This is a genomic window from Polaromonas sp., from assembly GCF_035638815.1.
In the GTDB taxonomy this organism is placed as follows: Bacteria; Pseudomonadota; Gammaproteobacteria; order Burkholderiales; family Burkholderiaceae_C; genus Polaromonas.
Map to the genome: position 1 here is coordinate 163,025 of NZ_DASQZG010000014.1, position 22,201 is coordinate 185,225.

At 60.8% G+C, this 22,201-nt stretch carries 25 protein-coding genes; 12 read left to right on the top strand and 13 right to left on the bottom strand.

What is annotated here, in order from left to right; all coding sequences use genetic code 11:
• Positions 1 to 145 precede the first annotated feature (145 nt).
• From pdeM to VE934_RS09485, 4 genes are read right to left on the bottom strand one after another with little or no spacing between them, the layout of a single operon-like run.
• Positions 146 to 826: a ligase-associated DNA damage response endonuclease PdeM gene (pdeM, locus tag VE934_RS09470; protein ID WP_324886738.1), complete on the bottom strand. Its 681-nt coding sequence runs from the start codon at positions 824 to 826 to the stop codon at positions 146 to 148.
• Positions 826 to 3,543 (bottom strand): ligase-associated DNA damage response DEXH box helicase, encoded by a 2,718-nt coding sequence (locus VE934_RS09475; protein WP_324886740.1) that lies wholly within the window; start codon positions 3,541 to 3,543, stop codon positions 826 to 828. Before VE934_RS09475 ends, pdeM begins: the two co-directional genes overlap by 1 nt.
• Positions 3,540 to 5,186 (bottom strand): ATP-dependent DNA ligase, encoded by a 1,647-nt coding sequence (locus VE934_RS09480; RefSeq protein ID WP_324886742.1) that lies wholly within the window; start codon positions 5,184 to 5,186, stop codon positions 3,540 to 3,542. The genes VE934_RS09475 and VE934_RS09480 overlap by 4 nt, the downstream gene beginning before the upstream one ends.
• A complete protein-coding gene (locus tag VE934_RS09485) occupies positions 5,183 to 6,193 on the bottom strand; it encodes a ligase-associated DNA damage response exonuclease (protein ID WP_324886743.1) in 1,011 nt (336 codons plus the stop codon). The genes VE934_RS09480 and VE934_RS09485 overlap by 4 nt, the downstream gene beginning before the upstream one ends.
• Positions 6,194 to 6,221: 28 nt before the next feature.
• On the opposite strand from VE934_RS09485, the gene VE934_RS09490 reads away from it, so the two are divergent.
• Entirely contained in the window at positions 6,222 to 6,416 is a 195-nt protein-coding gene (locus VE934_RS09490; protein WP_324886745.1) for a hypothetical protein, read from the top strand.
• Here VE934_RS09490 and VE934_RS09495 read toward each other — a convergent pair.
• The 9 genes from VE934_RS09495 to VE934_RS09535 all read right to left on the bottom strand — a co-directional run bounded on the left by VE934_RS09495 (position 6,404) and on the right by VE934_RS09535 (position 13,530).
• Positions 6,404 to 6,829 carry a F0F1 ATP synthase subunit epsilon gene (locus VE934_RS09495; RefSeq protein ID WP_324886747.1) on the bottom strand — a complete coding sequence of 142 codons (426 nt, stop codon included), beginning with the start codon at positions 6,827 to 6,829 and terminating at the stop codon, positions 6,404 to 6,406. The two genes, VE934_RS09490 and VE934_RS09495, sit on opposite strands and share 13 nt — an antisense overlap.
• Before the next feature lie 3 nt (positions 6,830 to 6,832).
• Complete coding sequence (gene atpD, locus VE934_RS09500) at positions 6,833 to 8,236, bottom strand: F0F1 ATP synthase subunit beta (RefSeq protein WP_324886749.1); 1,404 nt, start codon at positions 8,234 to 8,236, stop codon at positions 6,833 to 6,835.
• A gap of 47 nt (positions 8,237 to 8,283) precedes the next feature.
• Positions 8,284 to 9,150 carry a F0F1 ATP synthase subunit gamma gene (gene atpG / locus VE934_RS09505; protein ID WP_324886752.1) on the bottom strand — a complete coding sequence of 289 codons (867 nt, stop codon included), beginning with the start codon at positions 9,148 to 9,150 and terminating at the stop codon, positions 8,284 to 8,286.
• 53 nt (positions 9,151 to 9,203) lie between these two features.
• Positions 9,204 to 10,757 (bottom strand): F0F1 ATP synthase subunit alpha, encoded by a 1,554-nt coding sequence (atpA, locus tag VE934_RS09510; protein WP_324886754.1) that lies wholly within the window; start codon positions 10,755 to 10,757, stop codon positions 9,204 to 9,206.
• Positions 10,758 to 10,806: 49 nt separating this feature from the next.
• Positions 10,807 to 11,337, bottom strand: a complete 531-nt coding sequence (locus VE934_RS09515) for a F0F1 ATP synthase subunit delta (protein WP_324886756.1) — start codon at positions 11,335 to 11,337, stop codon at positions 10,807 to 10,809.
• 2 nt (positions 11,338 to 11,339) lie between these two features.
• Positions 11,340 to 11,810: a F0F1 ATP synthase subunit B gene (locus tag VE934_RS09520; RefSeq protein WP_324886758.1), complete on the bottom strand. Its 471-nt coding sequence runs from the start codon at positions 11,808 to 11,810 to the stop codon at positions 11,340 to 11,342.
• 35 nt (positions 11,811 to 11,845) lie between these two features.
• On the bottom strand, positions 11,846 to 12,109 hold the full coding sequence (gene atpE / locus VE934_RS09525) for a F0F1 ATP synthase subunit C (protein WP_414693831.1): 264 nt from the start codon (positions 12,107 to 12,109) through the stop codon (positions 11,846 to 11,848).
• Positions 12,110 to 12,179: 70 nt separating this feature from the next.
• Positions 12,180 to 13,064, bottom strand: a complete 885-nt coding sequence (gene atpB, locus VE934_RS09530) for a F0F1 ATP synthase subunit A (protein WP_324886760.1) — start codon at positions 13,062 to 13,064, stop codon at positions 12,180 to 12,182.
• Positions 13,065 to 13,077: 13 nt separating this feature from the next.
• Positions 13,078 to 13,530 (bottom strand): ATP synthase subunit I, encoded by a 453-nt coding sequence (locus VE934_RS09535; RefSeq protein ID WP_324886762.1) that lies wholly within the window; start codon positions 13,528 to 13,530, stop codon positions 13,078 to 13,080.
• Between the two features lie 237 nt (positions 13,531 to 13,767).
• Here VE934_RS09535 and VE934_RS09540 point away from each other — a divergent pair, with 237 nt between their 5' ends.
• The 11 genes from VE934_RS09540 (at position 13,768) to VE934_RS09590 (ending at position 22,112) form a co-directional block, all read left to right on the top strand.
• Complete coding sequence (locus VE934_RS09540) at positions 13,768 to 14,214, top strand: CopD family protein (protein WP_324886763.1); 447 nt, start codon at positions 13,768 to 13,770, stop codon at positions 14,212 to 14,214.
• 99 nt (positions 14,215 to 14,313) lie between these two features.
• Entirely contained in the window at positions 14,314 to 14,904 is a 591-nt protein-coding gene (locus VE934_RS09545) for a DUF2062 domain-containing protein (protein WP_324886765.1), read from the top strand.
• 46 nt (positions 14,905 to 14,950) lie between these two features.
• Positions 14,951 to 15,871: a D-amino acid aminotransferase gene (locus VE934_RS09550; protein ID WP_324886767.1), complete on the top strand. Its 921-nt coding sequence runs from the start codon at positions 14,951 to 14,953 to the stop codon at positions 15,869 to 15,871.
• The gene (locus VE934_RS09555) at positions 15,868 to 16,155 is read left to right on the top strand and encodes a YbeD family protein (RefSeq protein ID WP_324886769.1); all 288 of its coding nucleotides are present in this window, start codon (positions 15,868 to 15,870) and stop codon (positions 16,153 to 16,155) included. The genes VE934_RS09550 and VE934_RS09555 overlap by 4 nt, the downstream gene beginning before the upstream one ends.
• Before the next feature lie 20 nt (positions 16,156 to 16,175).
• A complete protein-coding gene (lipB, locus tag VE934_RS09560; RefSeq protein ID WP_324886771.1) occupies positions 16,176 to 16,886 on the top strand; it encodes a lipoyl(octanoyl) transferase LipB in 711 nt (236 codons plus the stop codon).
• Between the two features lie 28 nt (positions 16,887 to 16,914).
• Positions 16,915 to 17,910 carry a lipoyl synthase gene (gene lipA, locus VE934_RS09565; RefSeq protein WP_324886773.1) on the top strand — a complete coding sequence of 332 codons (996 nt, stop codon included), beginning with the start codon at positions 16,915 to 16,917 and terminating at the stop codon, positions 17,908 to 17,910.
• 123 nt (positions 17,911 to 18,033) lie between these two features.
• Complete coding sequence (locus tag VE934_RS09570; protein ID WP_324886775.1) at positions 18,034 to 18,864, top strand: DMT family transporter; 831 nt, start codon at positions 18,034 to 18,036, stop codon at positions 18,862 to 18,864.
• A gap of 269 nt (positions 18,865 to 19,133) precedes the next feature.
• A complete protein-coding gene (locus tag VE934_RS09575; RefSeq protein ID WP_324886777.1) occupies positions 19,134 to 19,589 on the top strand; it encodes a Spy/CpxP family protein refolding chaperone in 456 nt (151 codons plus the stop codon).
• Entirely contained in the window at positions 19,582 to 20,058 is a 477-nt protein-coding gene (locus VE934_RS09580) for a DUF4260 domain-containing protein (RefSeq protein ID WP_324886779.1), read from the top strand. Before VE934_RS09575 ends, VE934_RS09580 begins: the two co-directional genes overlap by 8 nt.
• A 27-nt stretch (positions 20,059 to 20,085) precedes the next feature.
• Positions 20,086 to 20,775: a response regulator transcription factor gene (locus tag VE934_RS09585; RefSeq protein ID WP_324886781.1), complete on the top strand. Its 690-nt coding sequence runs from the start codon at positions 20,086 to 20,088 to the stop codon at positions 20,773 to 20,775.
• Complete coding sequence (locus VE934_RS09590) at positions 20,772 to 22,112, top strand: sensor histidine kinase (RefSeq protein ID WP_324886784.1); 1,341 nt, start codon at positions 20,772 to 20,774, stop codon at positions 22,110 to 22,112. Before VE934_RS09585 ends, VE934_RS09590 begins: the two co-directional genes overlap by 4 nt.
• Positions 22,113 to 22,201 lie beyond the last annotated feature (89 nt).

A 22,201-nucleotide genomic window follows, 5' to 3' on the forward strand; every position in this document is an offset into this window, starting at 1 on the left:
TTGCTCCTGGTGAAACATAACGGCCATCGCAGCCCATTGTGGTGAGCAGTTGTTACGCATGCTCCTGTTTTGATAGCTGCCAGCACCCATCAAATAAGGGCAAATGGCCAATTTCATCATCAATCCGGCCCTCAGGCGCCCGAATTCAGGATTCCGGTAAACGCCACACCGCCCGGCCGCCCACAGGGTAAAGCTGCCGCCCCGGCTCGGGCTGTACCCTCCAGCCGCCGGTGAACTCGCCAAAAGCCGGCAGGATCGCCAAACGAGGTTCAAAACAGAAACAGGGCAGCCGCAGATGGTCACGGCCCGGACCGCGCAGGTGCAGTGCCGGATGAAGATGCCCCGCAATCACCGCATGGGTGGCATGTGTCTGGGGGTGATGGCATGCGGCAAAAGGGCCCATGAGAAACGGCTCATTGACAACCTCAATGTTCAGCCCCTCCGGCGGATCGCCCGCGCGCTGATCGTGGTTGCCCCTGACCAGCGTGCAGTGCACCGCCGCATGCTGACTGCGCCACGCGGTCAAGGCGCTCAGAACGGCTGGCGTGCGCGCTCGCGCCGCGTGCAAAAAGTCGCCCAGGAAAACCAGGGCGTCAGGCCGGTAGTGCGTCAACAAGCGGGTCAGGCGGGTGAGGTTTTCATGTGTGGTGCCACTTGGCACGGGCTGACCCAGCGCGCGGTAGGTTGCCGCTTTGCCCAAATGAATGTCGGCAATCCAGAGCACGCGCTTATTGGGCCACCACAAGGCCCGCTCTGGCAAAAGCCACAGGGTTTCGCCGGCGTAGCTGATAACAAGGGGCGTGGAAGGTGTATCGACAGCTTGCATCAAAGCAGAGGCAAAGGCCGTGATGGTTTACGCCGCGATTTGCGGGAGCCTGGGCCCGCTGCAGATTTGCCAACGCCATCCTGGCCAAAGGCGAGCGTATGACGAACCTGGTCCACATCACTCCCCGGTTGACCAAGCGCGCTGCTGCCCGGGGCGTGACCCGCCGCTTTTTCCAATTGCTGAACAATGCGGGAAATCCGGTCAGCCACACTTTCGTTGGACAGCTGCTCGCGAAAGCGCTCCACCATCAGCGGAAAGGCAAAAGGTGTGGGCCGCTCCAACACCTGCATTACCAGCAGCTGCGCCTGCATGCGCGCCAGACTGCTGCGCATGCGGCCAATCTCCAGCTCTTGCGCCAATAACTCTTGCTCCGCCTGCAGCAACAACTGGTTGGCAGGGTCGTATTTTCTGAATACCTCGTAGAACAGTGATGAAGAGGCCTGCAACTGCTTGTTGCTGCGTTTCTCGCCGGGGTAGCCCTGAAAGATCAGTCCGGACACGCGGGCAATTTCACGAAAGCGCCGCTGCGCCAGCTCGGTGGCATTCAGGCTGGCCAGCACCTCGTGCAAAAGAACCGAGTCATCCTCGGCAGGCATGAGCACTTGCGGCAACAAGGTGGGCCAGTCAACCTCAAGCGCGCTCAACAGCTCAAAGCCGTAGTCGTTGACAGCAATCGAAAACGTCCTCGGCTCACGCTGCGCAACGCGCCAGGCAATCAGGTTGGCCAGGCCCAGGTGCACATGGCGACCTGCAAAGGGATACAAAAAAAGGTGCGAGCCTTCGCGCGTCTTCAGGACCTCAGCCAGAAGCGTCTGCGGCGTCGGCAAGGCAGACCATCGCTGCTGGATATCGAGCAACGGGCGCACACGCTGCAACTCGGGCGTGTCATATCGCTCGTCTTTGGCCAGCGCCAGCTGCTGCACCACGGCATCAGCCAGCGTGGTGGACAGCGGCATGCGCCCGCCATTCCAGCGCGGAACTGCCGCGCGTTTGCTGCTGGCGCGGCGCACCCAGGCGGTCATCTCGTGGATGCGCACCAGTTCCAGCAGGCGACCGCCAAAAAGAAAAGCGTCACCGGGCTTCAGGCGCGCTGCAAAACTTTCTTCAACGCTGCCAATTCTTGCGCCGCCCAGGTATTGCACCGACATGCTGGCGTCGCTCACGATGGTGCCGATGTTCATGCGGTGTCGGCGCGCCAGCCTGGCATCGGGTACTCGCCAGACGCCCTCCTCATCGGGCACCACGCGCCGGTAGTCCGGGTAGGCCGCCAATGAAGCCCCGCCTTGCCGCACAAAGGTGAGGCACCACTCCCAGGTCTCGCGGGACAGTTGTGCGTAAGCCGCTGTGGAACGCACTTCGGCATACAGCGCCTCAGGCTCAAAGCCGCCGCCCAGCGCCACCGTGACGAGGTGTTGCACCAGCACATCCAGCGGCTGCTGAGGCGATTGCCGTGCCTCGATGTGCCCTGCAGCAATCGCCGCGCGCGCGGCAGCGCCCTCCACCATCTCCAGGCTATGGGTGGGCACGAGCGTGATGCGCGACGGACGCCCCGGCGCGTGGCCGGAGCGTCCCGCCCGCTGCAGCAAGCGCGCCACCCCTTTGGGCGAGCCGATCTGCAGCACCCGCTCCACCGGCAAAAAATCAACGCCCAGGTCCAGACTGGAAGTGCAAACCACGGCTTTGAGCTCACCGCTTTTCAAGCCAGCCTCGACCCACTCACGCACGGCGCGGTCCAGCGAGCCGTGGTGCAGGGCGATGAGTCCGGCCCACTCGGGCCGCGCTTCCAGAATGGCCTGGTACCAGATCTCGGACTGCGACCGCGTGTTGGTGAACACCAGCGTGGTTTTGCTGACTGCTATTTCCTCAATCACCTGGGGCAACATGGTCAGTCCCAGATGCCCGCCCCATGGAAAGCGTTCGGCGCGTTCAGGCAGCAGTGAGTCGATGTGGAGTTTCTTGGGGACTTGGCCTTGTACCAACGTCCCCTTATCGTGGCCGAGCAGCGTGTGCATGGCCTCGCCCAAATTTCCCAGCGTTGCCGACATGCCCCAAATCACGGGACCGGGGAGCGCGGAAGCCCACCCCTTGAGCCGTGCCACCGCCAGTTGCACCTGCACGCCGCGCTTGTTGCCGAGCAGCTCATGCCACTCGTCCACGACCACCATACGCACCGTGCTGAGGACTTCTTTGGCATCCGCCCGCGACAACAACAGCGAAAGACTTTCGGGTGTGGTGACCAGCACCGTTGGCAGGCGGCGATTTTGCGCGCTGCGTTCAGCCGATGCCGTGTCGCCGCTGCGCGCACCAGCAGTCCACGGGATCAGGCGCGGCCCAGTGTCACCCTCACCCTGCTCCACGTTCTGCACAGCGTCCAGCGCCTGCTGCAAAGCCCGCAAGGTATCGGCAGCCAGCGCACGCATCGGCGTGATCCAGAGCACCGTGAGTGGCTGTGTTGGCGCAGAGCGGACCGAAGCCGCATTCGCTATTTTTTTAATAGCGCCTCGCGCACGTGGTTTCTGGGCTACCTGCATAAAAGCCATCAAAGCGCCGATCCACACGGCGTAGGTCTTGCCTGCACCCGTAGTGGCGTGCAGCAGGCCTGATTGCCCTGCGGCAATGGCCTTCCACACCTCGCGCTGAAATTTGAAGGGCTTCCAGCCCCGTTCAGCAAACCAAGTATTCAGCGCGTGCTTGACTGGCTTGCTGGCGCTGCTCATGCGGGCAGCAACGCGGCCAGCGTTTCCAAAGTGTCGGCCTCGGCCACTGTTTTGTCTTCGCGCCAGCGCAACATGCGGGGAAAGCGCACCGCGATGCCGCTTTTGTGGCGGCTGCTGCGCGCAATGCCTTCAAACCCCAGCTCAAACACCAGCGTGGGTCGCACGCTGCGCACCGGGCCAAAACTTTCGATCGTGGTCTGGCGGATCACGGCGTCGACGCGGTTCATTTCGACATCGGTCAGGCCGGAATAGGCCTTTGCAAACGGCACGAGCTTGCGGTCCGCCTGCTCGGGCCGACCATCCCACACCGCAAAGGTGTAGTCGCTGTAGACACTGGCTCGCCGGCCGTGACCACGCTGCGCATAAATGAGAACCGCGTCAATGCTGAGCGGATCTATCTTCCACTTCCACCAGATGCCCATGTCTTTGGTGCGACCGACACCGTAGGCAGCCTGCCGCTGTTTGAGCATCATGCCCTCCACACCCATCGCGCGTGCAGCTTCGCGCTGGCGCGCCAGATCTTCCCAGTTGCTGCCATTGAGCATCGGGCTGGCGATGAGTTGGGGATGTTGCAGCTGGGTGATCAGGTCGTCCAGCAACACGCGCCGCTCCGCATGGTAGAGCGTGCGCAAATCGTTGCCTTGCCACTCCAGCAGGTCATATGCCAGCAGCACGACGGGGATTTCGCGCAGCAACTTCGGGCCCAGAGTTTTGCGGCCTATTCTTTTTTGCAGCTCGGCAAAGGGCTGCACCTTGTCTTCACGCCAGACCACGATTTCGCCGTCGATCACCGTGCCGTCCGGCAAAGCCGCCGCCATGGCGCCCAACTCCGGAAAGCGGTCTGTCACCAGTTCCTCACCTCGCGACCACAGCCACTGCTGGCCTGCGCGTCTCACCAGTTGCGCACGTATGCCGTCCCACTTCCACTCGACGATCCAGTCGGCAGGATCGCCCAGCGTTGCGTCAAATTGCGCCACCGGCACATTGAAGGGATGTGCCAGAAAAAACGGGTAAGGCTGGCCGCTGGTTTTCTGATTGAGCTCACCGCTGTTCTCTGGGGCTACCAGCAGCGCGTAATCGGCAGCTGTGGGCTGACCGGTGATGTGGGTGTAGCCCATGAGCCGCTGCGCCACACGCTTGGGGTCAATACCACCCACCGCAGCGAGCGCCTGGGTTACCTGCAGGCGCGAGACACCTACGCGAAAGCTGCCGGTCATGAGCTTGAAGTACACCAGGCGCTCGTCACTCGCCAGCAGTTGCCACTGCGCCTGCAAGGCGCCGGCCAATTCCTCTGGCGGTGTCTTGCGCAGAGGTAACAGGCGCTGCTCAATCCAGGTCGCCAGCCCCTCGTCATGTGCGCCCACCGGCGGCGGCAACAGCAACGCAATGGTTTCCGCCAGATCACCCACGGCTTCATAGCTCTCGTCAAACAGCCATTCGGGAAAATTGGCCGCCTGCTGGGCGAGTTGCCGGAGAATTTTGGTGGGGACCAACTGGCGCGGCTTGCCGCCCGCCAGAAAATAAACCGCCCATGCCGCATCAGCGGGCGCAGCGTTTTGCAGATAGGACTTCAGTGCCGATTGCTTGGCCAAGCTCGAAGTCGTGGCGTCCAGCTCGCGGTACAGCGCGGCGAAGGCTTTCATGTTGCAACTGCCTTGTCGGCCACATCGTCATCACCGTACTCGGTACTGAAACCTTGCGCTTGCAGGCCCTGCTCAGTAAGCCAACGCACCATCACGGCCACGCTGCCATGCGTGACAAACACCCGCTCGGCGCCCGTGGCGGCAATCGCACTTTGCAGGCCGGGCCAGTCCGCATGGTCAGACATCACGAAACCGCGGTCCACGCCGCGGCGGCGGCGCGTGCCGCGCAGCTGCATCCAGCCGCTGGCAAAGGCGTCCGAGTAGTTCCCAAAGCGCTTCATCCACGGTGTGCCCTGCGCCGATGGCGGGGCGAGCACCAGCGAGCGCTGCAACGTTTGAGTCGTCACTTCCAGATCGGTGACGCGAAAGGTAGGCGGCAAGTTGACGCCGGCGGCACGGTAGACGGCATTCAACGGCTCGACTGCGCCATGCACAACGATGGGTCCGATGCTCGCGTCCACGCCGTGAAGAATCCGCTGGGCCTTGCCGAACGCGTAACACAGCAGCACCGAAGCCCTGCCCTCATCAGCATTGCGGCGCCACCACTGGTTGATGCCTGCAAACAGCTCGGTTTGCGTGGGCCAGCGGTATATCGGCAGGCCGAAGGTGGACTCGGTGATGAAGGTGTCGCAAGGCACGGGCTCAAACGGCGCGCAGGTGCCGTCGGCTTCGGTCTTGTAGTCGCCCGACGCGACCCAGACACGCCCGCCATGCGCCAGCCGCACCTGCGCCGAGCCCAGCACGTGGCCGGCGGGATGCAGGGAGACCTGAACACCACGATGTTCAATGGTCTCTCCGTACGGCAAGGTCTGCAGGGTGATTTCACCCAGCCGGGTGCGCAGCGTGCCTTCACTGTCGGTGTGCGCCATGTAATGGCCGTGGCCAACACGGGCGTGGTCCGAGTGCGCGTGCGTGATGATGGCACGGTCGACCGGCTTCCACGGGTCGATATAAAAATCGCCGGCCGGGCAATACAGGCCTTCCGGCCGGGCGATGACGAGGTCCATGTAGCAGCCATGCTAGCGCCCGTACCGCTTGTTTGCTGAACGCCAACTGGCGATCAACCTGTCAGCGAACGCTTACACCGCGCTGGATGTTGAAGGCCACGAGGTGATTGCAGAGGGCAGAAAAAAAGCCCCTGACTCGCAGCAGGGGCTTGATGCAACCTTCAGTGAAGAAGGGCAGCAGCGGGGTGAGCCGCTGCAGTGTTGTTGCTGTTATTTCTTTTGACGGTATTTACGCAGTGCGGCAATCTGCGCCGCCATGACGGCCAGCTCGGACTGCGCCATCGCAATGTCAATATCGGTCTTGGCGTTTTTCAGCGCCTCTTCAGCCGCTGCCTTTGCCGTGCTGGCTTTGGCTTCGTCCAGGTCCTTGCCGCGGATGGCGGTATCGCTGAGCACCGTCACGCAGTTGGGTTGCACTTCAAGCAGGCCACCGGCCACGAAGACAAACTCTTCAGTGCCGTCGGCTTTCTCAATGCGCACCGCACCGGGCTTGATGCGGGTGATCAGCGGCGTGTGGCGTGGGTAAATGCCCAGCTCGCCCGCCTCGCCCGGCAAAGCCACAAACTTGGCCTCGCCCGAGAAGATCGACTCCTCGGCGCTGACAACATCGACACGGATGGTGTGGGTGGTGTCCATGACTTAGACCTTCTTGGCCTTCTCGAAAGCTTCGTCGATCGTGCCGACCATGTAGAAAGCCTGCTCTGGCAGGTGATCGCACTCGCCAGACACAATCATCTTGAAGCCGCGAATGGTTTCGGCCAGCGTGACGTACTTGCCGGGGGAGCCGGTAAACACTTCAGCAACGTGGAAAGGCTGGGAGAGGAAACGCTGGATTTTGCGGGCACGGGCCACGGCCAGCTTGTCTTCAGGAGCCAGCTCGTCCATGCCCAGAATCGCAATAATGTCGCGCAGCTCTTTGTAGCGCTGCAGCGTACCCTGCACGGCGCGGGCCGTGTTGTAGTGGTCTTCACCCACGACAGCTGGCGACAGCTGGCGGCTGGTGGAGTCCAGCGGATCAACCGCAGGGTAGATACCCAGCGAAGCGATGTCACGAGAAAGCACCACGGTGGAGTCCAGGTGGGCAAAGGTGGTCGCTGGGGACGGATCGGTCAAGTCATCGGCAGGCACGTAGACGGCCTGGATGGAAGTGATGGAGCCAACCTTGGTGGAGGTAATACGCTCTTGCAGGCGGCCCATTTCTTCGGCCAGCGTAGGCTGGTAACCCACGGCGGAAGGCATACGGCCCAGCAGCGCGGACACTTCGGTACCGGCCAGTGTGTAGCGGTAGATGTTGTCCACAAAGAACAGAACGTCACGGCCTTCGTCACGGAAAGACTCGGCGATCGTCAGGCCGGTCAGCGCCACGCGCAGACGGTTGCCTGGGGGCTCGTTCATCTGGCCGTAGACCATGGCCACTTTGGATTCTTCAAGCTTCTCCAGATTCACAACGCCGGAGTCGGCCATCTCGTGATAGAAGTCATTGCCCTCACGGGTACGCTCGCCCACACCGGCAAACACGGACAGACCCGAGTGCGCTTTGGCGATGTTGTTGATCAGTTCCATCATGTTCACGGTCTTGCCCACGCCGGCGCCGCCGAACAGACCGACCTTGCCGCCTTTTGCAAACGGGCAAACCAGGTCAATCACCTTGATGCCGGTTTCCAGCAGTTCCTGCGATGGGCTCAACTCGTCATAAGCCGGAGCTTTGCGGTGAATAGGAGCGGTCAGGGTCTGGTCAACCGGGCCACGCTCATCAATCGGCGCGCCCAGCACGTCCATGATGCGGCCCAGTGTGGCTTTGCCAACCGGAACAGTGATGTTGGCGCCAGTGTTGTACACCATGTTGCCGCGGCGCAGGCCGTCGGACGTGCCCAGCGCAATGGTACGCACCACGCCGTCGCCCAGCTGCTGCTGAACTTCAAGGGTCAGGGCAGAGCCTTCCATCTTGAGCGCGTCATAAATCTTGGGCATCTGGTCACGCGCAAATTCCACGTCAACCACCGCACCGATACACTGAACAATCTTGCCTTGAGCTTGAGCCATGACTGGATCCTTTTCTATTCTTTAAATCTTTAAATCGGTTTGGCGGTTTAAACCGCAGCAGCACCAGCCACGATTTCCGAAAGTTCTTTCGTGATCGCCGCCTGACGCGTTTTGTTGTAAACCAGCTTGAGTTCGCCAATCACGCTGCCGGCGTTGTCGGTCGCGGCCTTCATGGCCACCATGCGGGCAGACTGCTCGGACGCCATGTTCTCGGCAACCGCCTGGTACACCAGCGCTTCCACGTAGCGCACCAGCAGGTCGTCGATGACGGTCTGTGCATCAGGCTCGTAGATGTAGTCCCAACCGTGCTCACCCTTGTCGGCTTGCAAACGGTCAGCCGTCAGCGGCAGCAATTGCTCAACGACAGGCTCCTGACGCATGGTGTTGATGAACTTGGTGTAGCACAGGTACACCGCGTTGATCTTGCCTTCGCTGTATGCATCGAGCAGCACCTTGACCGGGCCAATCAGCTTGTCCAGATGCGGCTTGTCACCGAGGTGGGTCGCATGCGAAATCACCTTGGCGCCAATGCGGTTCAGGAAGCCCAGACCCTTGTTGCCAATGGCCACTGCCTGCACGCCTTGACCTGCAGTCTGGAATTCTTTCAGCTTGACCGTTGCCGCACGCAGCAAATTGGTGTTCAGGCCGCCGCACAAACCCTTGTCGGTGGTCACCACGATGAAGCCACCGGCTTTGGCATCGTTGGTTTGCATGAACGCGTGGGTGTACTCAGGGTTGGCCTGCGCCAGATTTGCCGTGATGTTCCGGATCTTGTCGCTGTAAGGGCGGGCAGCGCGCATCCGTTCCTGCGCCTTGCGCATTTTGGAGGCCGCCACCATTTCCATGGCTTTGGTGATCTTGCGGGTGTTTTCCACCGACTTGATCTTGCCGCGTATCTCTTTTCCTGCCGCCATATTGCTTCCTAAATGGTTTCTAAGCGCTGGGCTTTGATGTCTTCAGGTATGAATCAGGCGAAGGATTTTTTGAACGCTGTCACGGCAGTGGTCAATTCGGCTTCCGCGTCCTTGTCCATGGCCTTGGCAGATTCAAGCTTGGCCATCAGCGCAGCGTGCTTGTCCTTGAGGTAGCTGTGCAGACCGGCTTCAAAGGCCAGAACCTTCTTGACATCCACATCGTCCATGAAGCCCTTGTTCACTGCGAACAGTGTGGCGCCCATGGTGGAGATGGACAGCGGGGAGTACTGCGACTGCTTGAGCAGTTCGGTCACGCGGGCACCGCGGTCCAGCTGCTTGCGGGTGGCCTCGTCCAGATCGGAAGCAAACTGCGCAAACGCAGCCAGTTCACGGTACTGGGCCAAGTCGGTACGGATACCGCCGGAGAGGTTCTTGATCAGCTTGGTCTGGGCAGCACCACCGACGCGCGACACCGAGATACCGGCGTTGATCGCGGGACGGATACCGGCGTTGAACAGGCTGGTTTCCAAAAAGATCTGGCCGTCGGTGATCGAGATCACGTTGGTTGGAACGAAAGCGGACACGTCGCCGGCTTGCGTTTCAATAATCGGCAGCGCCGTCAGTGAACCGGTTTTGCCTTTGACTTCGCCCTTGGTGAAGTCTTCGACGTATTTTTCGTTCACGCGTGCAGCACGCTCGAGCAGACGGCTGTGGAGATAAAACACGTCGCCGGGATAGGCTTCGCGGCCTGGTGGACGGCGCAGCAGCAAGGAAACCTGGCGGTAAGCCACGGCCTGTTTGGACAAATCGTCATACACAATCAGCGCGTCCTGGCCGCGGTCGCGGAAGTACTCGCCCATGGTGCAACCAGAATAGGCGCTTACGTACTGCATCGCGGCAGACTCGGAAGCCGATGCAGCCACCACAATGGTGTACTCCATGGCGCCGGACTGCTCGAGCGAGCGGACCACGTTCTTGATGGAAGAAGCTTTTTGACCAATGGCCACATAGACGCAGAAAACGCCAGTGCCTTTTTGATTGATGATGGCGTCGATCGCAACAGCCGTTTTACCGGTCTGGCGGTCACCAATGATCAGCTCGCGCTGGCCACGGCCAATCGGCACCATGGAGTCGATGGATTTCAGGCCGGTTTGCAGAGGCTGGTCGACCGATTTACGGGCAATGACGCCGGGCGCGACTTTTTCAATCACGTCGGTCATCTTGGCGTTGACAGGGCCTTTGCCGTCGATAGGCTGACCCAGCGCATTGACCACGCGGCCAAGCAGCTCGGGACCGACGGGCACTTCCAGAATACGGCCTGTGCATTTGACGGTGTCGCCTTCGGCGATATGCTCGTACTCGCCCAGAATCACCGAGCCGACAGAGTCGCGCTCAAGGTTCAGGGCCAGGCCATAGGTAGGCGTACCGTCAGCGGTGGCCGGGAATTCCAGCATCTCGCCCTGCATCACATCGGACAGGCCGTGGATGCGGACAATACCGTCGGACACCGAGACAACGGTACCCTGGTTACGGATGTCGCTGCTGGCGCTCAAGCCCTCGATACGGCTCTTGATCAGTTCAGAAATTTCTGCGGGATTGAGTTGCATGACTCTTTCCTTCTTTCTTTGTTGTTGGCTGAAAACCGGAGCACAACGCTCAGGCCATCAGCGCCACTTTCATTTGTTCCAAACGGGCTTTGACCGAAGTGTCAAACACCTCGTCACCCGCCACGACCCGCACGCCGCCAATCAAGGCAGGCTCGATTTCAACCGTGAGGTTGAGTTTTCGGCCAAAGCGCTTTTCCAGCGTCACCGCCAGTTCAGCCAGGGCTGGGGCATCCAGCGCAAATGCACTGAACACCGTGGCATCCGAAGAGCCGGTTTTTGCGTTTTTCAGGGCACGAAATTGCAGCGCAATTTCAGGCAGGACACTGAGGCGACCGTTCTCGATCACCACACGCAAAAAGTTTTTGGCGGACTCTGGCAATGCCGTTTTGGCAACACCGGTGATCACTTCAAAACTCTGCGCAGATGTCACGCCGGGGTTGTCCGCAAACTGCTGCAGCTGAACGTTGGACGCAATCGCGGCCAGCTCGTCCAGCCATGTGGCGGTTGCGGCCAGGTCCTGGCCTGCTGCCTTGAACAGCGCTTCGGCGTAAGGACGCGCGATGGTGGCAAGTTCAGCCATGTTTACAGCTCGGTTTTCAGACGGCCCAGCAAGTCAGCATGCACACCGGCATTGACTTCCTTGCGCAGGATCTGCTCAGCACCCTTGACCGCCAGCGCAGCGACCTGCTCGCGCAGTGTCTCGCGCGCCTTGATGGTCTGCTGCTCGGCTTCCACTTTGGCAGCGGCAATAATTTTGTTGCCCTCTTCCACAGCTTTGGCTTTGGCTTCTTCAATCATGGCTTGCGCACGGCGCTCGGCATCAGCCAGACGGCCAGCGGACTCGTTGCGCGATTTGGCCAGCTCTTCTTCCACGCGCTTGTTGGCAACGGAAAGTTCAGACTTGGCTTTGTCGGCAGCGGCAAGGCCGTCGGCGATCTTCCTGGCTCGTTCGTCCAGAGCCGCCGTGATGGGCGGCCACACGAATTTCATCGTGAACAGCACCAGCAATGCGAAGACGATAGCTTGAGCTACCAGAGTTCCATTAATGTTCACAGTAAATCTCCCAGAGCGAAAAGTTCAGGAAGCGCTTACTTGACCAGACGACCGATTTGAGCGAGGAATGGGTTGGCAGTGGCGAACCACAGGGCGATACCGGTACCGATAATGAAAGCCGCGTCGATCAGACCGGCCAACAGGAACATCTTGGTCTGCAGTTCGCCCATCAGCTCAGGCTGGCGTGCAGCTGCTTCGAGGTATTTGCTACCCATGATGCCGATGCCGATACAAGCGCCCAGAGCGCCCAAACCGATGATCAGGCCAGCAGCGAGAGCAACAAAACTAATAACTTCCATGATGACTCCTAAATAACTAAGAAAAAAAAGAGAAAGAAAAACCAACCAAACTAAAAACGGATACGCCGACTCAATGCGAGTCGTGCGCCTGCCCGATGTAGACCAGGGTCAACATCATGAACACAAAGGCCTGCAGGGTAATGATCAGGATGTGGAACACAGCCCACGCCCAACCGGCCACCACGTGCAACAGCAACAGCATCAGGCCCGAGGGCGCAAAAGAGAATGCCCACGCACCGCCAAGCAGCGCGATCAGCATGAAGACCAGCTCGCCGGCGTACATGTTGCCGAAAAGTCGCATGCCGTGTGAGACAGTTTTGGCAACAAATTCAATCAGCTGCATGGACAAATTAACCACGCCGAGGATGACCGCGAAAATCGGGTTCTTGCTGGTGCCGAAGGGCGCGCAGACCAGCTCATGCGCCCAGCCGCCAACACCCTTGTTTTTGACGTTGTAGTACAGGCAAATCAGCAACACAGACACCGACATACCCATGGTCACCGACAAATCGGCCGTCGGAACGCTGCGCATGTAAGCGTGGCTGACATCGCCACCGGTGGCGCCAACAATCAGCTTCCACACCTCAGGCAGGAAATCGAGTGGCAGCAAATCCATGGCGTTGAGCAGGAAGATCCACACAAAAATCGTCAGCGCCAGCGGGGCAACGAGCTTGCGGCTGTTGGCGTTGTGCACGATGCCTTTGGCTTCGGACTCGACCATTTCGACCAGGATTTCCACCGCAGCCTGAAAGCGGCCGGGTACGCCGGATGTCGCCCGTCGTGCAGCTTTCCAGAGGAAGAAGCAGCCGAGCACACCCAGCAGAATTGAGAAAAAGATGGAGTCGAGATTGAAGACGCTGAAGTCGACGATTTCGGTCTGTGGCTTGTTCTGCCAATGGGTCAGGTGGTGAACGATGTATTCACTGGCTGACGGTGCGTTCGGATCTGCGGCCATTCTTTTGAACTCTTTAGTTTGTCTTCTGTTTCGGGCGCATCAAAAGCGCCACCCAATAAACCTTCAGGGTCACGATCAGGCCAATCAGCATTGCCAACCAGTCCAGATCAGGAACCAGGCGCGGAGCCGCAAACAGCATCCCGACGCTGGAAGCGATCTTCACCGCCTCCCATACAAAAAAACCAAAGGCCGCCGTTGCGGCATTTGCGGAGGAGAACCGGCTTTTCAGCCCCCGGGCAAACAAAGCCCCGGGAATCACCACCGCCAAAGCGCCATAAAACGCCGACCAACCAGCACTGCTTCTATCGGTCAGGATCCAGGCGGCAAACGCCACCACAACCCCGACCACCATCTGCCCCACCACCACCCACCAGGGCGACATCGAAGGACTGGCTTCGCGCAGCTTTTGCGCCTCTTCCCGCGTCAGCCGCTTGTATTCCTCATTTCCAGCTTCAACTTCCGACAAGGAAGCGCCAGCTGGGATTGAGGCTGCCGAATTTGCGATTTTGACCATGACAAATTACGAGCGGGTTACAAGCCGTTTATTAGCAAAGCCCCTGATTATACGTAGAAACCCGAGAGCGGCGGAAATGCCCCCGCACGGCGCTGCGTTGATTGCGCCTTCAAGGATCCGTCAGACCCGCGCATTGCCGGTGACAATCGCGCTGTCCCTAGTGCACTGCCTTGTATTGAAAGATCGCTCATGACTTCCCTGATGAAATTTCTCCACATCGCCGCTGCCATCGTCTGGCTGGGCGGGATTTCCTTCATGCTGTTTGCCTTGCGGCCCGCCGCTGCTGCGCAGCTGGCGCCACCACAGCGGCTGCCGCTGATTGCTGCCGTGCTGGGAAGTTTTTTCAGCCTGGTGTGGCTCAGCATCGGCTTGTTGCTTGTCACCGGTCTTGCGATGTTGCTGGCCGTTGGCATGAAGGCTGCGCCTCTGGGCTGGCACGCGATGCTCGGCATCGGGTTGCTCATGTTTGCCTTGTTTGGCCACCTTTATTTCGGGCCTTTCCGCAGGCTCAAACTTGCAGTGGCAGCGTCTGACTGGCCCGAAGGCGGTCGCCGCGTCGGCCAGATAGCCACGCTGGCAATGGTCAATCTCGGCCTCGGTGCGCTGGCTATCGCCGCTGTCATTTTTATGATCTGAATTTTTACCAAGTCCAATCGTGCATTCCTTCTTCTTCTGCCTCTTCCCGATCGATGATTTGCCGCTTCGGCCGGCCGCTTCCTTCCAGGCAAACAAGCCATGAGTACCAACCTGCCCCCGCCCCCTGGGCGTAGAAAAAAAGACGCAGCTCCGCACTGGTCGGACCGTTTCACACGCGGCATACGCCCCGAAACCCTTGCGGCCCACCCCTGGCTCAAGCCCATGTCGCACCGCCTGGAAGAGCCCGCGTTGTGGCGCTTTCAACATGAGGCGGTGGCGCGTGGCGTGGCGATCGGTTTGTTCTGGGCCTTTGCGATACCCGTCGCGCAGATTCTGGTGGCCGCAGCACACAGCATCTGGTGGCGCGCGAACATTCCTGTGGCTGGCGGTATCACCCTCATCACCAATCCCTTCACCATTGGCTTTTGGCTCTGGTTGGCCTACCAATTGGGCAGCCTGATCCTGGGCCTGTCTGCTGAGGACGCCGCAGCGGCCGACGCGGCCTATCAAGCCGCCGCTGCGGCCCCGGGATTTGACGCCATGGCCTGGATGGCGCATTTTGGCTGGCCGGCCGTACTGGGCATGGGAATCTTTTCAGTCGCTGGCTCCATGATTGGGTATTTCGCAGTCAAACTGATCTGGCGCCTGCGCGTCCAGCTCAAGCGGCGCGGCCGTCAGAGCAAACGATAAGCGCTTGCCTGCGCGACAATAAGCGCCCACCCACTTGATGCCCACGATGAGTTCCCTTCCCTCTTCCAGCAGCGTAGAGCTGCCCGCCACCCCTTGTTATCTGAACGGCGAATACACCGTACTCAAAGACGCCAAAGTCAGCGTCATGGACCGCGGGTTCATTTTTGGCGACGGCGTTTACGAAGTGGTGCCCGTCTACGGTGGGAACCTCTTTCGCTTTTCCCAGCACATGGCTCGGCTGGACCGAAGCCTTGGGGAGCTGCGGATCGTCAACCCTTTGACCCATGCGCAGTGGCGGGAAGTGGCCATGAAGCTCGTAGCTGACCACGCGGTGTCGCTACACACCTCCCCCGAAAAAATCGACCAGCTGGTGTACATCCAGATCACGCGCGGCGTCGCGCTGCGCGACCATGTGATGCCGCCAAACCTCACACCTACCGTGTTCGTCATGGTCAACACCATGAAGCCTCCCGGTGCAGCGCAACGTGAGCAAGGCGTGGCCTGCGTCTCCGCCCGGGATTTCCGCTGGAGCAAAGCCCATATCAAAAGCACCAGCCTGCTGGGCGCCGTGTTTGCCCGCCAGATCAGTGCCGACGTGGGCGCGGTGGAAACCGTCATGTTCAGGGAAGGTTTTTTAAGCGAGGCAGCAGCGTCCAATGTCTGGGTGATCAAGGATGGCAAGGTGCTGGGCCCCACCAAGGACAACCTGGTCCTCGAAGGTATTCGCTACGGCCTCATTGAGGAGATGTGCCGTGAGGCTGGGATCGGCTTTGAGCTGCGGCCAATCAGCCGCAAGGAAGTGTTTGCCGCCGACGAGTTGCTGCTTTCGTCGGCTACCAAGGAAATTCTCGCCATCACCTCGCTGGACGGTCAGGCGATTGGCGGCGGGCAACCCGGGCCAGTTTACGCAAAGCTGCATGCCGCCTACCAACGCGCCAAGCAAACGGCTCCGGAGCAAAGCACATGACCACTGTCCCGCCAGAGCCGCCGCGCCAGGAATCCCTGATTGAATACCCGTCGCTGTTTCCCATCAAGGTCATGGGCGTCAAGGTTGATGGACTGGTAAACGCCATCACCATGATTGCGCGCGAGTTTGACCCGGCCTTCGACGCCTCCACCATCGAGCTGCGCGAAAGCAAGGGCGGCAAATACATCGGGGTGACCATCACCATCATGGCCACCTCCCGGGAACAGCTTGATGAGTTGTATCGCACGCTGTCGACGCATCCCATGGTCAAAGTCGTCCTTTAAAGCAGAGTCTGACGTCGCAGATGCAAGCTGAGGTACGACATTTGGGGCAGGTGGACTACCTGCCCACCTATCAGGCCATGCAGACCTTCACGGCGACCCGCAGCCAGGGCGTTGTGAATCAAATCGGCAGTTTGCCCAATAATGACGGGCGCGACCAGCTATGGATTTGTGAGCACCCACCGGTTTATACGCAAGGACTGGCCGGCAAGCTTGAGCATGTTTTGAATCCCGGAAACATCCCCGTGGTGCAAACCGACCGTGGCGGACAAGTGACCTATCACGGACCCGGTCAGGTGGTAGCGTATCCATTGATCGATCTGAGACGCGCCGGCTACTTTGTCAAGGAATACGTCTTTCGCATCGAAGAATCGGTGATCAAAACGCTGGGCCACTTTGGCGTGACCGGGCACCGGGTAGCGGGTTCACCCGGCATTTATGTGCGGTTGGACGACCCCTTTTCGCACGCAGCCCTGTCGGGTCCGCGCAGCGCCGTAGAGCCTTTCCGCGGCCTGGGCAAAATCGCAGCGCTGGGCATCAAGGTCAGCCGGCACTGCACCTACCACGGGGTGGCGCTCAATGTGGCGATGGACCTGGAACCCTTCTCGCGCATCAACCCCTGCGGGTATGTCGGACTGCAAACCACAGACCTTTCTACAATCGGGGTATCGGCCAGTTGGCAGGACACGGCAAGCGTGCTGAGCCAAAAGCTCGTCACCTACCTGGCGCCCTGAGCACATTCCTTCGGAAAAGAAATACATCATGAGCACCCCAGAAGCCGTCAACCCTGTTGTACGCGACATCCAGAGCCAGGAAGACTACAACCCGCTGGCCAAGCAGAAAGCCGCGGCCAAGCTGTCGCGCATTCCGGTCAAGGTGGTTCAGGGTGAGCTGCTGAAAAAACCTGACTGGATTCGCGTCAAGGCTGGCAGCCCCAGCACCCGCTTCTACGAAATCAAGCAAATCCTGCGCGAGAACAAGCTCAACACGGTGTGTGAAGAAGCGTCTTGCCCCAACATCGGCGAGTGTTTTGGCAAAGGCACGGCCACCTTCATGATCATGGGTGACAAGTGCACCCGCCGCTGCCCGTTTTGCGACGTCGGCCACGGCCGGCCCGATCCGCTGGATGTCGACGAGCCCATGAACCTGGCCAAAACCATTGCAGCACTCAAGCTCAAGTACGTCGTCATCACCAGCGTGGACCGTGACGACCTGCGCGACGGCGGCAGTGGTCACTTTGTTGAATGCATCCAGAAAATCCGCGAACTCTCGCCGACAACAACCATTGAAATCCTGGTGCCCGATTTCCGTGGCCGTGACGACCGCGCGCTTGAAATTTTGAAAGCCGCACCGCCCGACGTGATGAACCACAACCTGGAAACCACGGCGCGTTTGTACAAGGAAGCACGTCCCGGCTCGGATTACGCCTTCAGCCTGAACCTGCTGAAAAAATTCAAGGCGCTGCACCCCACAGTGCCAACCAAAAGCGGCATCATGGTTGGCCTGGGCGAAACCGACGAAGAGATTTTGCAGGTCATGCGCGACATGCGTGAGCACAACATCGACATGCTGACCATCGGCCAGTACCTCGCGCCGTCAACCAGCCATCTGCCCGTGCGCCGCTACGTGCACCCCGACACTTTCAAAATGTTTGAAGCCGAGGCCTACAAGATGGGCTTTACACACGCTGCTGTTGGCGCCATGGTGCGCTCCAGCTACCACGCTGACCAGCAGGCACACGCGGCAGGCGTGTCCTGAAGCGAATCTGACAAACGCCGGAGCCGATGCGCGGCGCGGCGCACGGTGTTCTTTGGGGTCGTGGCAATGGCGCTGGACTATAGTGCCAGCCTGACCAATCCGGGCTCATCTTAAACACGACACATGCAAGCCAGCCTCTACGCATTGGGCGCCATCGCGCTGTGGGCCACGCTGGCTGCACTCAGCGTTTCGCTCACCCACATTCCTCCCTTTTTGCTTACCGGCATTGCGCTGGTGATCGGCAGTATCCCGGCCTGGCCGCAGTGGCGTTCCTGGAAGTTGCCGCCGATGACGCTGGCGCTGGGCATTTACGGCCTGTTCGGTTTTCACTTTCTGCTGTTTATCGCCCTGCGCCATGCGCCACCGGTGGAGGCCAATCTGGTCAACTACCTGTGGCCTCTGTTCATGGTGGTGCTTGCGCCTCTCTTTTTGCCCGGCCTGCATTTGCGCCCGGTGCACCTGCTGGCGGCACTGCTGGGTTTTGCAGGCGCGGCCGTGGCGATTCTGGGCGCGCGCAGTGGCGCAGCGGGCGGTATGGGATGGGCCTGGGGTTATGTGCCTGCGCTCGGCTCGGCTTTTATCTGGGCGAGTTATTCACTGCTGACCAAACGCGTTCTCCCTTTTCCAACTGCAGCCATTGGCCTCTTTGGCCTGGTCTCTGGCGTGTTGTCCCTGCTCTGCCATTGGGCCATGGAGCCGGCAGCAAGCTTGTCAGGGCGCGACTGGATATTGCTCGCAGTGATGGGCTTGGGCCCGCTGGGTGGTGCGTTTTTTCTGTGGGACAAAGCGCTCAAGCTGGGTGACGCGCGGCAAATCGGCATCCTCAGTTACCTCACGCCACTGGGATCAACCGCGCTGTTGATGCTGGTCAGCGGACGCGCACTGACCTGGAGCATTGCGCTTGCCGCAGTGATGATTATTGGGGCTGCTGTGTTGGGGACGCGGGGTAAATAGCAGTCAGACCACAGGACCGTCATTCATGCACGCTGGCGCAGCACACGCGTCCAAATGAAGTCCCCCTCCATCGCCCAGCGGGGCGAGGGAGGGGCTAGGGGCGGGAGTGGGGAGTCACTCCTACTGCCCAAGGCACACCGCTAACGCAGCGTGACGCTGGATTCCCAGCAACGAAACAAAGCGAAACACACCGCAACCGCCGTGAAACCCAGGCGGCCGCCCCTGCCCGCACCATACAAAGCCTCAACTACTCATAACAAGGCTTACCCATGAAACGCTTCATCAAGAAAACACTGATTGGTCTCTTTGGCGGGGCGCTCATTGTGGGCAGCCTGGGCGCCTGCTCGCATCGCGGCCCCGGCGGCTGGCAGGAGGCCTCGCCGGAGTCGCGGGCGCGGCTGGTTGAGAAGGTGGGCTCCAAGCTGGATCTGGACACCGCTCAAAAACAAAAGCTCGGTGTTCTGGCTGACAAGCTACAAGCCCAGCGCACCGCGTTGCGCGGCGCCACTGATCCGCGCGCGGCCATGCTCGGGCTCTTTTCTGGCGCCAAACTGGACCAGGCCGGCGCCAAAAAACTGATCGACGAAAAAACCGCAGCGGTGCAAGCCGGTAGCCCCGAGGTGATTGCCGCTGCCGCTGACTTCTTTGACAACCTGCGCCCAGAGCAGCAACAAAAAGTGCGCGACTTCATGGAGCGCGGCCGTCGTTGGGGTCGCCATGGCTAAGGCGCTGAGCTTTGGTCTCGCGGGCGGGCGCCTGGCGCGCCTGGCACGGACATCTGATGTGACGCGCACTCGGCGCGCCGCCGCCTCGGGCAGTGTGGACGGCGGGGTGCGCAGCTTGTTGCGCGCCGAAGGTCTGGTCGTGCTGACATTGGCGCTCCTGGCTTACGAACGGTTCGGCGCGGGCTGGGGCCTTTTTGCGCTGCTGTTTCTGCTTCCAGACTTGTCTTTCCTGGGCTACCTGGCTGGTCCGCGCGTTGGCGCTGCAACATATAACGCAGCGCACTCTTACGCCGGTGCCTTGGGTCTTCTTGCGCTGGGCGTGTTTGCTGAATTGCCGCTGGCCGTGGCCGGAGGGCTGATCTGGTGCGCGCACATTGGTTTTGACCGTGGGCTTGGTTACGGTCTGAAGTACGCGGCGGGTTTTAGCGACACCCATCTGGGCCGGATCGGTCCGGCGGATCCATGGTGAGCTGCGCAAACTTCTTATGATGGCGCCATGCCCCGTATCCTGCTGATTGACGACGATGAACACCTGGCCGCGCCGCTGGCCAGCTACCTCGCGCGCTTTGACTTTGTGCTGGACAGCGCAACGCGACCGACCGAGGGGCTGGCGCGGCTGCGCGCAACGGCCTATGACGCGGCTATTCTCGATGTGATGCTGCCCGAGATGGACGGGTTTGCACTGTGCCGTGAGATCCGCAAGGAAAGCGACATTCCGATCGTCATGCTGACCGCGCGCGGCGACGTGATGGACCGCGTGGTGGGGCTGGAGCTGGGCGCTGATGACTACCTGCCCAAACCCTTTGAGCCGCGCGAACTGGTGGCCCGCCTGCAAACCATTTTGCGGCGCCAGCGCACCGAGCCCACACGGGCACGTGAACAGCGCCGCGTGTTTCAGGATCTGGTGATCGAACTGGAAACCCGCGAGGTGCTGCGCCAGGGCGAAAAGCTGGACCTGACCAGCACCGAGTTTGAGCTGCTGGCCATGCTGGCGGCCGAGCCCGGCAAGGTGTTCAGTCGCGACGACATTCTCAACCGCTTGCGCGGACATGAGGCTGACCTCTACACCCGCGCGGTGGATATCGTGGTGAGCCGGCTGCGCCGCAAACTGGAGCCGCTGGACTGCATCAAGACATTGCGCAACGCGGGCTACACGCTGGCCGTCGGCAAGGTAGAAGCCGCTTGAAGAAAAAAGATCCTTCTCATCGCCAGCGTGGCTGGAGCCACCGCTGGCGCCATTCGCTCAAGCTGCGGCTGGTCACAGTGTTTTTGCTGCTGGCGCTGGCGATGACCGCCATCTTCATGGGCGGCATGCAGCGCGCATTTTCCAGTGGCTGGCGCGACGCAGCCAAGCCGCTGATCAACGACTACATGGACCGCGTGGTGACCGAGATTGGCACGCCACCGGACGTGGCCCGGGCCGAGGCGCTGGTGTCCCGGCTACCGATTGCCATTCGCATCGAAGGCCCGCAGGTGAACTGGCAGTCGCATCCGAACCGGTTTGAGGTTCGTGACCGTTTCGCTCCCGCCGGGCGGGCGGCGGACTGGCTCAGCCGCAACACCGCCGATGGGCACCGCATCAGTTTCGGCGTGGGTACCGTGCCCTGGCAGCGCGGGCCGCACGGTCTTTTTGGCACGCTCACGCTGGCGCTGCTGCTGGCTTTGATTGCCGCAGCTTATGTGTATGTACGGCGTCTGCTGCGCCCGCTGGACGACATCGGCGCCGGTGCGCAGCGCTTCGGCCGGGGAGACTTTGATACGCAAATACCGCTGCGCCGTCGTGACGAACTGGGCGACCTGGCGCAGCGCATCAACACCATGGCGCAGGACATCAAAGGCATGCTGGATGCCAAGCGCGCCCTCCTTTTAGCGCTCAGCCACGAATTGCGCTCGCCGCTCACGCGTGCGCGGCTTAACGCCGAGCTGCTCCCGACCAGCGAGATCGGCACCGGCCCGGGGGAACGTGAGCGCACCGCCTTGCTCCGTGACCTGGGCGAGATGCGCGACCTCATTAGCGATCTGCTGGAAAGCGAGCGGCTGGCCAGCCCGCATGCAACACTGCAGCGCGAGCCGGTAGACCTTGCTTCGCTGGTGCGCGAGGTGGTGGCAGACATGCCCGACGCCGCCGTGGTCACCCTGGACCTCGCTGCCGATTTGCCGGCACTCGCGCTGGACCGTATGCGTATCCGTTTGCTGCTGCGCAACCTGCTCGACAATGCCTTGCGTTACAGCGTGGACGCAGCGCAGCCGCCGCGCATCGCTTTGACCGCCCAGGGCGACGGTGTGCTGCTGGACGTGCGTGACTTTGGCCCCGGTGTGGATGCCGAACAGCTGGCGCGTCTGACCGAGCCCTTCTACCGCACCGACAGTGCCCGCCAGCGCGCGACGGGTGGTGTTGGCTTGGGCATGTATTTGTGCCAGCTGGTGGCGCAGGCGCATGGGACGCGGATGGAGATTGGGAATGCCGGGCCCGGGTTGAGGGTTAGTGTGATCTGGAAATCTGATCTGTCATCCCGGACTTGATCCGGGATCCATACTCGTGAGCCCCGGACGTCGGCGGTTAGCCAACAAGCCGGGTTTCGCCCCGGCGGGCGAGGCACTTTGTCTTTGCG